General features: G+C 40.2%; 13 protein-coding genes. 1 reads left to right on the forward strand and 12 read right to left on the reverse strand.

All coding sequences use genetic code 11. The features are described 5' to 3' along the window. Positions 1 to 18 precede the first annotated feature (18 nt). The 6 genes from MKY54_RS21945 to MKY54_RS21970 form a co-directional block, all read right to left on the reverse strand. Positions 19 to 831: an ABC transporter permease gene (locus tag MKY54_RS21945; protein ID WP_076129474.1), complete on the reverse strand. Its 813-nt coding sequence runs from the start codon at positions 829 to 831 to the stop codon at positions 19 to 21. Further along, on the reverse strand, positions 828 to 1,679 hold the full coding sequence (locus MKY54_RS21950; RefSeq protein WP_076129473.1) for an ABC transporter permease: 852 nt from the start codon (positions 1,677 to 1,679) through the stop codon (positions 828 to 830). Before MKY54_RS21950 ends, MKY54_RS21945 begins: the two co-directional genes overlap by 4 nt. Positions 1,680 to 1,716: 37 nt before the next feature. Beyond that, a complete protein-coding gene (locus MKY54_RS21955) occupies positions 1,717 to 2,727 on the reverse strand; it encodes an aliphatic sulfonate ABC transporter substrate-binding protein (RefSeq protein WP_339187928.1) in 1,011 nt (336 codons plus the stop codon). A gap of 43 nt (positions 2,728 to 2,770) precedes the next feature. Beyond that, positions 2,771 to 3,547, reverse strand: a complete 777-nt coding sequence (locus MKY54_RS21960) for an ABC transporter ATP-binding protein (protein WP_076281395.1) — start codon at positions 3,545 to 3,547, stop codon at positions 2,771 to 2,773. Between the two features lie 408 nt (positions 3,548 to 3,955). After that, complete coding sequence (locus MKY54_RS21965; RefSeq protein ID WP_339187930.1) at positions 3,956 to 4,732, reverse strand: RNA ligase family protein; 777 nt, start codon at positions 4,730 to 4,732, stop codon at positions 3,956 to 3,958. 320 nt (positions 4,733 to 5,052) lie between these two features. Further along, the gene (locus tag MKY54_RS21970; RefSeq protein WP_076184159.1) at positions 5,053 to 5,526 is read right to left on the reverse strand and encodes a hypothetical protein; all 474 of its coding nucleotides are present in this window, start codon (positions 5,524 to 5,526) and stop codon (positions 5,053 to 5,055) included. A 382-nt stretch (positions 5,527 to 5,908) separates the two neighbouring features. Between MKY54_RS21970 and MKY54_RS21975 the strand changes: the two genes are divergently transcribed. Continuing rightward, positions 5,909 to 7,651 carry an ATP-binding cassette domain-containing protein gene (locus MKY54_RS21975; protein ID WP_076129468.1) on the forward strand — a complete coding sequence of 581 codons (1,743 nt, stop codon included), beginning with the start codon at positions 5,909 to 5,911 and terminating at the stop codon, positions 7,649 to 7,651. A 230-nt stretch (positions 7,652 to 7,881) separates the two neighbouring features. Here MKY54_RS21975 and MKY54_RS21980 read toward each other — a convergent pair whose 3' ends face one another. The 6 genes from MKY54_RS21980 to MKY54_RS22005 all read right to left on the reverse strand — a co-directional run bounded on the left by MKY54_RS21980 (position 7,882) and on the right by MKY54_RS22005 (position 13,847). Continuing rightward, entirely contained in the window at positions 7,882 to 8,601 is a 720-nt protein-coding gene (locus MKY54_RS21980) for a hypothetical protein (protein ID WP_076278395.1), read from the reverse strand. Positions 8,602 to 8,853: 252 nt separating this feature from the next. Continuing rightward, complete coding sequence (gene spo0A / locus MKY54_RS21985; RefSeq protein ID WP_036682806.1) at positions 8,854 to 9,669, reverse strand: sporulation transcription factor Spo0A; 816 nt, start codon at positions 9,667 to 9,669, stop codon at positions 8,854 to 8,856. Positions 9,670 to 9,867: 198 nt separating this feature from the next. Next, entirely contained in the window at positions 9,868 to 10,980 is a 1,113-nt protein-coding gene (gene spoIVB / locus MKY54_RS21990) for a SpoIVB peptidase (protein ID WP_081387083.1), read from the reverse strand. 138 nt (positions 10,981 to 11,118) lie between these two features. After that, a complete protein-coding gene (gene recN / locus MKY54_RS21995) occupies positions 11,119 to 12,846 on the reverse strand; it encodes a DNA repair protein RecN (protein ID WP_076129654.1) in 1,728 nt (575 codons plus the stop codon). A gap of 46 nt (positions 12,847 to 12,892) precedes the next feature. Then, positions 12,893 to 13,342 (reverse strand): transcriptional regulator ArgR, encoded by a 450-nt coding sequence (argR, locus tag MKY54_RS22000; protein WP_036682813.1) that lies wholly within the window; start codon positions 13,340 to 13,342, stop codon positions 12,893 to 12,895. 31 nt (positions 13,343 to 13,373) lie between these two features. Then, positions 13,374 to 13,847: a hypothetical protein gene (locus MKY54_RS22005; protein WP_232061423.1), complete on the reverse strand. Its 474-nt coding sequence runs from the start codon at positions 13,845 to 13,847 to the stop codon at positions 13,374 to 13,376. Between the last annotated feature and the right edge of the window lie 68 nt (positions 13,848 to 13,915).

The following is a 13,915-nucleotide window of genomic DNA, read 5'->3' on the forward strand; positions in this document are numbered from 1 at the left end:
TTCGAATTCTAGAGTTCGTTAACCTTTGAATGTATCACGCCAATGCAGCCATCTTCTCTCCAGCAATCGAATTGCGGAATCCGAAAGTTTTCCTATCACTGCAAAGATTGAAATTCCAACGAATACTATATCTGTTTGCGAATAAGCTCTGGCATCCTGAATCATATAGCCTATCCCCGCACTTGTTCCCATCATCTCCGCTACGACGAGTACAAGCCACGATGCACCAAGTGATAAGCGAATACCAAGTAGAATATTAGGCATTGCAGCCGGAATAATCATTTTGCTAAGCAGCTGCCATCTTGTATATTGGAAAATACGGGATACTTCAACAAGCTTGATATCAACATTACGAATTCCTAGGAAAGTGTTCAGATAAACTGGAAAAAAAGCACCTAATGAAATCATTAGTATTTTAGAAAATTCACCTACACCAAACCACAAAATGAATAACGGAATAAGGGCAAGTAATGGAATCGTTCGAAGCATCTGTAAAGATGGATCCAGTGTACGCTCTACCAACTTCCCAAGTCCTGTAGATAAGCCAAGCAGCAGTCCAGTAGCAGATCCCAATAAAAAGCCAAGCCCTGCCCGATAGGCGCTAATCCCCAGATGTCGAAACAGCTCACCGCTAGCTATTAAAGAAAAGAACTGCGCAATAATGGTAGATGGAGCAGGCAATGTCGTCGCAGAGACTAGATGGAGCGCAGCTGCCACTTCCCAAATCACCACTAGAGCTAGAGGTACAATCCAACCATGCAGTTTTTTTGGAATCCAGCTTAAACCATCGTCGTGACGCTCTATTTTATTACTGGATAGGTGATTGCTCATGATCCTTTATCTCCTCTATAACTGTCCTGCCATCTTAGCAATCTCGATTCCAACAGCTTCACTAATGAATCTGACAGTTTACCTACTACAGCAAACACGATGATCCCAACAAATACCACTGTGGTCAAAGAAAACGATCGCGCGTCATTGATTAGATAGCCAACACCTGAGCTAGAGCCCATCATCTCCGCTACGACAAGTCCAAGCCAAGCTATGCCCACAGACAAACGGATACCTAAAAAGATGTTGGGCAGTGAGGCTGGAATAATTAACTTACTCACCATCTGCCATTTACTGAATTGCAGTACTCTCCCAACATCAAACAACTTGTTGTCCACCGAACGGATTCCTAGAAATGTGTTCACGTATAATGGGAAAAATGAACCTTTGGCAATCAACAATATTTTTGAGGTTTCACCGAATCCGAACCACAAAATAAATAGTGGAGCGATTGCTAAATGGGGCAGCGTGCGCAGCATTTGCAGCGACGGATCCAGCAAACGTTCTGTTTTGTATGAGAAGCCTACCCACAAACCCGCCGCTAAGCCAAGCCCTCCCCCAATTAAGAAACCAAGCAGTGCCCGCCAAGCAGATATGCCTAAATGTTTCGCCAGCTCACCGGACGCGGTCAAGCTAACCAGTTCCCGCCATATTTCACTTGGCCTTGGCAGCAATATAGGATTTAACTTTCCCATCGCTCCGGCTATCTCCCAAATCAGGAGTAAAGCAATTGGTAAGATAAGTCCAAGCAATACATTCGTCGTTTGGATGGAAAGTCCACGCTTCTTTACTGGATTCTTTTTATGGATTAGTGGCGAGATCACAGCTTTTTCAGCACTGAATTGCATGTAAACAACCTCTTTTCTACATCTGTGGTTTCATCCGTTACTTCAAAGGTTCCTTCAGTGCTGCTTCAATATATTGATTGTCTGTTATTTTAGAAACTTCAATCTCTTTACGGATGTTCTTAATATTAAATTGAAAATCGGCTGTCTTCTGCAATTCTTCAACAACAGCATCACTAATTGGAATGTTGATCATCTGGGAACGTTCAAACGTACCTTCGATTACCGCTGCCGGAATGTTCCGCTCAGCTGCATATCTTTCAGTCGCTTCAGCGCGATTATCTGTCTCCCAAGCTATAGCTTTGTTGGTTACTTTTAAATAAAGCGTAACTAGTTCTGGATATTTCTCTGCGAACGCTGAACGGGAGATCACAAAAGAAGGAGATAAGACACCCAATTGCTCACCATCCGTCAAAACCTTCCCTTTACCGGTCAATGCGTTTAGAGTAATATACGGATCCCATGTAGCCCATGCATCAACGCCACCGGTTTCAAATGCAGGTTGTGCTTCATCAGGCTGTAGCTGGATAATCTCAAAATCTGCTTCTTTAAGACCTGATTCCTCAATACCGCGATAAAGGAAGTTGTAAGCATTGCTGCCTTTTGTAACAGCTATCTTCTTGCCTTTCAGATCCTCCAGTTGCTGAGCAGTACTACTACCAGGTACAAGAAGAGCAACGTTATTCGTACCTTCTAATACTTGTGAGATAATCTTAATAGGAATACCCGCAGCTTGGGCTGCGATCACCGGCATGTTACCAAGAGTCGCTATGTCCAACTTATTAGAAGCGATCGCCTCTGTCATTGGGGGTCCACTTTGAAATTCCGTCCATTCTACTTTTACGCCCAGCTTATCAAATTCTTGCTCATACCATTTTTCCTCACGGGCTTTACCAAACATCCCCCCGCTGCCCTGCACGCCAATCTTAATGGTCACACCTTCATATTTGTTGGCGTCGTTCTTTCCTGCACTCTTTTCATTCGAAGCGCAGCCTGTTGCAAATACAGTCAAAACAAGCATAAGAAGTAGTGAATTACGAAATAATTTCATGGATCATCTCTCTCCTTTTTATAAAAAAATGGACTCTCTTTATCTAGATACCAGCTCCAACATCGATTGCCGGTTCTTCTACTTTCTCAAACTCACTCAGAACCAGTCGACGTAATTCTTGGAAAGAAGTACTGGATCTTTTTCGCGGAAACGGTAAATCGATGGGAAGAATATTGCGAATATGCCCAGGTCGGGGATTCATAATGACTACCCGCTCACCCAGGAATACAGCTTCATCCAGATCATGAGTCACAAATAACATAGTCGTCTTATTGCTCTGCCAAATATCAAGAAGTACCTCTTGCAGATGTGATCTAGTAAAAGCGTCTAGTGCGCCAAAAGGTTCATCGAGCAATAATACATCCGGATTACGGAGCAACGCCCTAGCAATAGATACTCGTTGGGCCATCCCGCCTGACAGCTCACGTGGATAGGATTTCTCAAAACCCTTTAACCGTACAAGTTCAATCAATTCATCTACTTTTTTGCGAACCTCTGGATTTTTAAGCGATAAATTTGCTGCAATATTATGCTCCACCGTCAACCACGGAAAAAGTCTTGGTTCTTGAAAAATAAATCCCTTCTCAATACTCGGACCGTCGATCTGTTTGCCATTCAGTAGAACCGCGCCGCTATAGCCCGTATCCAGTCCTGCCACAATTTTTAGCAAGGTACTTTTTCCGCAGCCGCTGGGACCTATAATCGTAATCAACTCGCCTTTTTTCACCTTCAGCTGAATATTACTTAATGCGATAACATCACCTGCAGGCGCGGCGAATACTTTATTCAAATGTTCGATAACCAGTGTTTCCTTCGACACTCCATTCACCCTTTCCGATAAATTTAAACTAAACTATACTTATGTATTTAATAGGTATTCAGAGTAAAAAAAATAATGAAATCCTCTAAAGAACCTTATCCGATTATTCAACTAGGTTTAATTTACATCATCTTATCAGTGACATTCCTCACATGTCAAACATTATTTGCCAAATGGGTGTATGTTTTGTGAAGTGGGGAGGTTTTGCGAATGGCAAGGACATGGTATTAGTTATAGCCGATAGGGATTTATCTAGTTGGAGTTCAAAACTGCACAAAAAAATACCGCATATTTATTGGTTTTGGACCAATGAATATGCAGTATTTTGAGGGCTGTTCACAACCGCCATCTCTTAAGGAACCTTATGCTAAATTCTGAAAATATCAGCATTGATAATAATTCCAACTATTACTTTCTAAACGTTCTTTCATAATCTTCAAACCGTATTTTTCTAATTTGTTTACGATCCGTTGTTCTAACAATGATTCCTTCTGATTTGCCTGATGCGTCGATGCCTACTTGCGTGTTTTCGAATCTTTTTAAATAAGAATAAGTACTCTCAAGAGAAATTGGAAACTCGGAACCCTTTGTGGTTTCAAGAAGTGGTGCAGACTGCAAATCAATACTTTCAATAAATCTCTTCTTCTCAATTTCATCATAAAATGGTTGATTTCCGTGATCACGCCACACCGCAATTTTCTCCTGCGATAACTCAAGAAGTCTATATAATTCATCCTTATTCAAGGAGAACACATCAAATACACGATACCCTTGAGTTTTTCTGTCAGAATAGTTCTTGGATGCTTTAGTTTTCCCTCCATAAGATTCCTGATAAATTACGGTTAATGCCCAGTCACCCTCAGGAAGGATATCTGCAATTACTTTTTCTGCTAACGGCTTAAGAAATTCCGCAATGTTCCCATAAGGATTACCGATTCTATCTCCTTTTGCATATAACAATTCTTCTCTGGAACCAATTAGATAATCAACTTCGTTATCATCATTTTTTAATAAAATGATCCTTGAATTTTCACCATCTACTTTTTCGCAAACAAAAACATCATCTAATTCTGCGAAGCCTCTTGACTCCGTTAAAACATCATTTAACCGACCTCGTTCACCTAATTGATGATATGTAAGAATGCTTGGGTACTTTGTTAAAGAATTAATTTTCTTTAAATCCATAAACTATTCTCCCACTTTCAAATTCACTTTATATGACTCTTGTTCTTATAAACATAAACAAAGATAGCCAAGGAATATTTTACCACTGATTACGTGTTCACGTGTTATTCCTGATGGGATTGTCATAAAGAGTTCTCCTTATTTGTTTACCAATTTAACTTTGAAGATAAGTATCATCATAATCTACGTAAACATTGTTGATTACGCATGAAGGCTATACGCAAAGAAGGTTCTTATATGTATTTTCAAGTGATACTCATGTAATAGAAAATCAGCAAAATAAGAATATGTAAATAGTAGTAAACACCAATAAATCTTCTTTAATAATCTGATTCAAATATTGTTTCGTTTTTATCATTTGAGAAAATAATTTTTAATTGAGCAGTCGGATTCCAAATCCTACTATCTTTTATAATTAGATATTTCCCACCTGTATATTCATACTCACGAGTCTTACTGTCAATCACCACTGAAAATGTTTTAGCATCTTTTAAAACTTGCGTATTATTAATTACAAGGCCAATTGAACCTTTCTCTAAACCACCAATAGCTATCTCATCTCGTATCATAGCCGTAGATTTAGTATAGTCAGAAGCGCTACGATAAATATAAATATAGGGCAAGCTAAAAATGTAATATTCCTCGTCGTTTAACTTTTGTATAGATACATAATCCAAATTTTCACTTTCGATAAATTGATCTAATTCTTTTTCATTGATTGCATTCCAGCTACATCCTGACAAAAAGAAGAATACACAAAAAGATAGTATTACATATCTCAAATGAAATTTCATATTCCCTCCATAATTAAATATTACACTTAGATTATTTACATCTGTAGCTATGATTCTCCTTAATAAATTCAAGCATGTACGTATCTAAAATAACAAAGGATTTATCCTACTAATTCCACTATAACATTAAATGGAATATTTTCCGCAGCTTATCTTCTACCAAGGCAATCAATTCCGAGTTGTAGCCATTAGGTATTTATAGGTTTTATGACCATAATTTATTAGTCTGTAAGATTGTATTATCAGATGATTTTGATACCTTTAATGCGAAATGATTGAAGTTGCTTGTAAACAGTGTTACTCTATCAACGGTAAACTCAAAATCTGTACTCTTCAATACATCTTATAATAGTCACTATTTTTAGTTAAGAAAGGTAACACTATGATAAAAGTTGATAACTTATCCTTCGCATTCCCGCAAAAAGAACTATATAAAAACATTTCATTTACGCTTGAAGAAGCACAACATTGCGCTTTTATAGGAACAAGCGGCAGTGGTAAAAGTACACTGATCGATATACTGATGGATCCAGAAAAATATTTGTTCGAAGGCAAGCTAGAGATGGACCCCACCTGCAAAATTGGATATGTAAGTCAGTTTTCGCAACTAGACAAATCTAAAGAAACAACCGTTTTTGAATATATAGGAGAAGAATTTATTAAGATACAAAATGAAATAACAGCGATTCTCACTGAAATGGAAACATCATCAGATATTGATTCATTACTCGAAAAGTATCAATTAGCTCTAGATGCCTTTGATTTAATGGATGGAAATGATTTTGAAAGCAATATTAATAAGAAACTAAATTTAGCCAACCTCTTGAAGCTAAAAGATGTTAGGGTATCCGACCTAAGTGGTGGGGAATTCAAGCTTATTCAAGTGATGAAGGAAATGCTGACTAGTCCAGACTTAATGATTATGGATGAGCCCGATGTATTTTTAGATTTTGAAAACCTAAATGCACTTAAAAATCTGATTAATGCTCACAAAGGAATATTGCTAGTTGTTACGCATAACCGTTATCTATTGAATCATTGTTTTAACAAAATTATACACCTTGAAAACATGGAGATCCAAGAGTTCGATGGGCGATATATTGAGTATAACTTCTCATTACTTCAGACGAAAATTGAGTTACAAGAAATCGCAGTCGCTGAACAAGAAGAAATAGAGAGATACGATAACATTATTGATAATCTTAGAGCGATCGCAACCTATAATTCAGAAGCATCTAGAGGGAGAGCGTTAAAAGCTAGGGTTAAGTTTCAAGAAAGATTGGAAGCGCGAAAAATTAAAGCGCCATTCGTTGATATTAAGCAACCAAAAATCAGTTTTGGTGTGGACAATGAATTTGAAGAAGACATCACTGTTTTAAATGTGAATAATTATAGTGTTTCCTTTGATGAGTTGATTTTAGAAAATGTTAACTTTGAGATGAAACCTACAGATAAAGTAGCCCTTATCGGTCCAAACGGTACCGGGAAAACGACTTTACTCCGAGATATCTTTAAAAATAATCATGATTCAATTGAAATAAATGCTGATATTAAAGTGGCTTATCTTTCTCAGCTTCAAGACGAAGTGCTAAAGGATTCTAATACCATACTAGAAGACTTCATCGATGCTGGGTTTGCAACTTATGACGAGATTAGAGCACATCTTTCAAACTATGGCTTTGAAGGAGAAATTCTTACTCAAAAGATAGAATCTTTATCTGGTGGCGAAAAAAATATACTGCAATTGGCGAAAGTTTCTGCTAGCAAAGCAAACTTATTGCTTCTTGATGAACCGACAAGCCATTTAGACACCTATACACAAATCGCACTGGAGAAAGCCATTGAAGATTATAAAGGTGCAATTCTCATGATTTCTCATGATTTCTATTCTGTAGTAAATGGTATGGATTATGTACTAATCATTGACGAGAAGACGATTAGAAAAATGAGTATGCGAAAATTCAGAAAGATGATTTATGCCAGTCATTTTGATAAAGATTATTTAGAAAATGAACAAAATAAAAAAGCAGTTGAAATGAAAATAGAATTAGCTTTAAAAGACAATAATTTTGAACTTGCAAAAGGTATGGTTGACGAGCTAGAAGAGCTGATTAAGTTACTTTAAATTCCAACCTTCTGAATGAAAATGATTACAAGAACGATGAAATAAAATGTTGGTGGAAAAGTATCCACATTAAAGACACTGATGAATAGATCTCAGTGTCTTTTTACTGCATTGATTTTATTGATAGCTCATGCCGGGACAGTGGTTCACTTATCATTAAAAATCTTTCCCAACACATTTTTTGCCAAACTTCTCTTCATCTCTCTGGTTGATATAACTATAATGAAGTATCATGAGAAATTTTTATCAAAACAGTCTTTGGTCTCGCATATAATTTTATACCATTGATAACCATAATCCGATAATTTTGGTAGGATCAATAATTTGTTACCACAGCGGATACAATTATTTTCTGATAAATTTCCGTTCTTGTAGTCCGCTAAGTAACCTTCTGCTAGTTCTACTTCCTTAATTATATTTTCTAGAGCAACATCGCTTATATCAAAAGGTGTCTTATCTCCTCTATTTGCATAAATAGAGCGTGAAAAAGCTCCAAATCCACCAACCAGTTCGTGGTGATGGGTATTAATCCGTCCCCCACCTCTCTCAAATAATTTGATCATCGGTTCATATATATCTGGAAACTGCAATGCGATATTGTCGCGCGCATCAAGCAAAGAGCACCAGCGTAAATAATGTATACTTATTAATTTCATAAGCATAATATCAATTTTATTAAAATTCGGACACGTTTCTAAGAAAATGTCCCACTCATTTTCCTCCATCTTAAAACCTAATAACATATCCATACCTATGTATATACTTGCTGCTTCCTTAGAGATAAACTGCAAAAACACGCCGACTCTACGGTAATACTCTGCAATCAAATTAGCATCTGCTTCATATTCACCTCTAGACCTTACTTCTTCGTATCTTTTTTTTGAAATTCCAATGTATAAATTCGCATCAATATTCTTAATTCTTTCAACACCTGATTCGTAATAATTCATGAAGATTCCTCCGACTTAACTCACAAATGTAGTTCTATATATTCTGATAGAAGAATTGGTTTATCTAACCAGCTGGCCCGATTGTTCTAAGCCCCTGCTTGAGTTTCACCATTTATAAGATGGCTAATCTTTAAATAAAAACAAAACCCAATAAACCATTTAGGTTTATCGGGCGAGATTTAAAAAGTTTATCGGTTCAAAACAAGTTTATCGATTTTATACTGACTGTACCACGCACTGCCCCTAACCCTTTCAACTAACCTTATGCTCAATCCGCAGCTTGTCGGCTACCATGGCAATAAATTCCGAGTTAGTAGGCTTAGATTTGGAGATATTAATGGTGTAGCCGAATAAATGGCTAATGGAGTCAATGTTGCCACGTGTCCAAGCGACTTCAATCGCATGGCGGATCGCGCGTTCTACGCGTGAAGGCGTGGTTTTGAACTTCTCAGCGATTGCTGGGTAGAGCGTCTTCGTAATCGCACCAAGGATCTCGATATTGTTATATACCATGGTGATTGCTTCACGCAGGTACTGATAGCCCTTGATATGCGCTGGGACACCGATTTCATGGATGATCGAGGTAATGTTAGCGTCGAGGTTCTTGCCCTTAGAGAGCGGCACTACATTCGATCTGGACGTCGACGAATAATTGTACATGTTGGAGGAGGAGCTCATGCTGCCTTGAGAGCCGACAAGCTGACGTACACGATTTGCCAGGACCTCCATATCGAACGGTTTCAAAATATAATAGGATGCACCAAGCTGTACAGCTCTTTGAGTGATGTTCTCCTGACCAAAAGCAGTCAGCATGATGATCTTCGGTTGAGGATTCAGATCCATATCACGTAGACGTTCCAATACACCTAGGCCGTCTAAATGCGGCATGATGATATCAAGAATAAGAACATCGGGAATTTTACGCGCTTCGCTAAGCATTTGAAGCACTTCTTCACCATTATAGGCGATACCCGTTACGGTCATATCTTCTTGCTCAGAAATGTACTCGGAAAGCAAATTCGTAAATTCCCTGTTATCATCGGCCAACAACACTTCAATATTCTGCACTGGCTGCTTCCTCCTTAATTATATCTGCTATTCGAAAATAACATTTTTTTCTTGTCTCTTACGTTTTCGACATGGAGATCGAATTCCCTTCTGTCGAAAATTATTTTTCTTTATTTTTTTTCTGCGTTGGATTATAATTAAATATTTTATCTCAATGTTCGAGGTTCTTCGTAATCGTTCGACAAAAAAATCTTAAGGCTAAACCGCCTTAAGATTTAATGAATACCTATTCTCCTGTTTGGTCACACCTGAATCTTGAAGCATCCATTCGATGAAGCACCCATAACCGGACTTAGGATCATTTACAAATACATGAGTTACGGCTCCGATGAGACGGCCATCCTGTACGATAGGACTTCCGCTCATGCCTTGAACGATACCGCCTGTCTTATCGATAAGACGTGGATCGGTGATCCGCAGCACCATTCCTTTAGTGGCTGGCGTTTGCTGATGTGCTACATGAATGATCTCAACCTTAAACCGCTCCACCTGCTGTCCGTCAACTACAGTTAGGATCTCAGCAGGACCTTCCTTGACTTGATCGCTCATCGCCACGGGGATAGGTTCTTTGTAAAGACTGTGCTCGGGATTGGAGCTCATTTTACCGAAGATGCCGAAGTCAGTATTGCTCTCCACATTTCCAAGCACTTGGCTTTCTTTCAAAAAATGCGCTCGTTTCTCGCCCGGATCGCCATCCTGGCTTTTGGATATGGAGGTGACACTGGACTGAACGATATGACCACTGCCTACAACAATTGGAGTACCGGTATTCATGTCTGTAATCACATGTCCCAAAGCTCCATATACACCTTGCTCGGGAGCATAAAAAGTTAATGTGCCGACACCCGCTGCTGAATCACGAATGTACAGGCCTAACCGCCACACTTTGTCATGAATGTCATACGCGGGCTTTAGCTTAGCTGTATGCTCTTTACCTCCGCGTTTGAAGACAATGGTCAAGGGGTTATTCGCTTTACCAGCACGATCCACCAGCTTGGCCACCTTGGACAACTCATCCAATTTCTCACCATTCATGGAGATCATCAGATCACCCGGCACTAAACCGCTGACCTCTCCTGGGGAAAGCTTAGATTTCTCGGATACTTCAATCAGATGATGACCAACAACCAAAACACCTGCTGATTTCACTTTCACACCGATCGTTTGACCTCCCGGGATCACCTTAAGCTCGGAATGAATTCCTTGTGCAGTCACCTTGGCTGGTTCACCTTGCAGTGGTGCAGCAGAACTTAGATTTGTTCCCGTTATGCCCGATAAACTAAGAAAGAAGGCAAATAAAAGGCCTGGCATTAACTTCCTGAGGTTAGGCTTCAATGGCTGTCACGCTCCCTTTTGCTTCTTTCGCTTGACGAAAAAGGTGGTCGCCAATTGCGTACCTATAAGATAACCTTGCCCCCAGGCTTTTATTACTGTCAATCATTGCTCCGCTTAGCTTGTTGCAGCCTTACTTGCCTCGGCCAGATTAAGCATTTCCTGCGAGTGGTGCAATGTTTTTTCGGTAATTTCTACGCCACCCAGCATCCGGGCCAGCTCCATTACACGTCCATCGTTCGTTAAAGATTCCACTTCAGTCATGGTTCTTCCATCCTCAACCTTTTTGCGGATTAAGTACTGATGGTCAGCCATACAAGCCACCTGCGGCAAGTGAGTAATGGAGAACACCTGACAGGTAGAGGACAGCTTAAACAGCTTATCTGCGATGGACTGAGCAGCTCTGCCGCTGACACCAGTATCCACTTCGTCAAAAATCAGAACTGGAATTGCATCATGGCGCGCAAAAATACTTTTCATTGCCAGCATAATACGCGACAGCTCACCACCAGAGGCGATTTTGCCAAGCGGTCTCAGGGGTTCGCCCGGGTTAGGGGATATCATAAATTCTGCGCTGTCTATCCCTTGTCTTGTGAGGCGAATACGCCGACCATTGTATTCGACTCCACGCGGGTCCTCCAGCCTGTCCAATTTGACCTGCAACGAGGTTCTTTCCATTTGAAGGTCTTTGAGCTCACCCTCCACTTGGGTGGCCAGATCAGCAGCACAAAGCTTTCGTGCTTCACTTAATTCCGTAGCTGCTTCCATTAATACAGACAGCAACGAATCGCGCTTCGCCGTCAGTTTCTCCAGATATTCATCTTTATTCTCAAGCAAATCAGTTTCCCGGTGAATTTGTTCATAATAAGCCAAAATCTGTTCTACACTTTCTCCATATTTACGTCGGAGTCCAGTGATCAAATCCAGACGATTCTCGATTTCTTCAAGTCGCATCGGATTGAACTCGATATTTTCCCGGTAATCACGAAGCTGAAAAGCAGCATCCTCTAGCTGGTAATATGAGGACTGCAGCTGTTCGAGCACTGTTCGCAGACCCTTCTCATCGTAACGAACTGCATCCTCAAGTCTGGAAATGACATTACCGATCGATTCCAAGCCTTGTCTGTCGTAAAGCAGCTCATATGCACCCGATACGGAATCCATCATTTTCTCACTGTGGGATAGTTTGACCCGTTCTTCGGTAAGTAATTCATCTTCTCCCGGTTTTAATCCGGCGGATGAAATTTCTTCAAGCTGAAAACGATATAAGTCAAGCATTTGGTATGCCTTCTGGCTGGATTCCTGCAGCTCTCGCAGCTCTTTCTCCACCTTCGCGAAGGCAGAATACCTTTCCTGAAAAACTGCCTTTAGCGGACCAATAATCGGTTCTCCGTATGTATCCAGCAGTCCCAGATGCCGTTCCGCCTTCAGCAAGTTCTGGTGCTCATGCTGGCCGTGTATATTAACCAGCTGCTCGCCGATCTCGCGAAGCATGGTAAGATTGACCATCTGTCCATTTACACGTGATGTACTTTTACCTTGAGAGGTAAGCTCGCGTCGTATAATAAGATGCTCCTCGCGCTGGGCCTCAATGCCAAGACGCTCCAAAGTCTCCCAAACGGGATGACCGCTTGGAAGACTGAAGAGCGCCTCCATCTCCGCTTTTTCACAACCATAACGAATGGAATCCGCTGAACCGCGGCCTCCAACAATCAATCCAAGCGCATCAATAATAATGGATTTACCTGCCCCGGTCTCCCCCGTAAGCACGTGGAAGCCAGGATAAAAATGCACATCTACCGCCTCAACGACGGCAAGATTGCGTATAGACAAGGTTTCTAACACTAATAGAGCACCTCCGAGAAGATGACAGGCATCTGATTAATTATAATTAAGAAATATAACCCATGATTTGTGAAATTACAGTCTTGCTGTCCTCAGGTAAACGGCAAATAATAAGGATTGTATCATCACCAGAAAGGGTTCCCATAATTTGCGGCCAGTCAATATTATCAATTAAAGCAGCGACAGAGTTAGCCGTACCTGGTAAACATTTCATCACCACAAGATTAGCCGAGGAATCGATCTGTACAAAATTATCCACAAGAACGCGCTTAAGCTTCTGAATGGGATTGTATCGTTGATCCGTTGGAAGTGAATATTTATATCTTCCATCATCCATGGGTACCTTGATGAGCAGCAGCTCTTTTATATCTCGAGATACTGTGGCTTGGGTAACTTGAAAACCTGATTCACGCAAGGCTTCCACAAGCTCGTCCTGTGTCTCGATATCCTTTTGTGTAATAATTTCACGAATCTTAATATGTCGTTGTCCCTTCATTGTTGCCTCCTGGTATATAAAAAATATGGACTCAGTTTGATTCTCCGTCGTCTTTGCCAAGCTTAATTACATGGATCGATGCTGTTGCTACATTAACATATAGAACGCCGCTGCATTCCGGATAGATCAGCAGGTAGGGAAGCAAGGTATCACGTAAGCCGCTGCCAGTGAAATCCAAAGGCTTGCGTGGTCTGGAAAGGATAACTAAATATAACGAGCCTTCCTCTTTTGTCGCCACATAATCTATAAATAACCGGCTATACATCTGCGCCCCATTTACGTTGAAAGATAAGGGGATTTTTAATTTCCCTCCAACGACCTCATATCCTTCATCCTCAAGTATATCAATAGAGGGATGTGGAATAATCACTTTATTGAACGGAATCTGATCCTTCATAAAAGAACGCGGAGAACTCTGCAGCCATACATATATCCGATATATTATAAAAATCGATAATGCTACCCCAATAAACGCCATAACGACCTTGTCAGAGCTACCCGCCACTATCAATCACCTCGGTGATTTATTCGCGTGAAGCCCTGGTAAATCCTGCTTCTAAGCTGTCTTTTTAT

It is taken from the genome of Paenibacillus sp. FSL P2-0121 (genome assembly GCF_037975345.1).
In the GTDB taxonomy this organism is placed as follows: domain Bacteria; phylum Bacillota; class Bacilli; order Paenibacillales; family Paenibacillaceae; genus Paenibacillus_AQ; species Paenibacillus_AQ odorifer.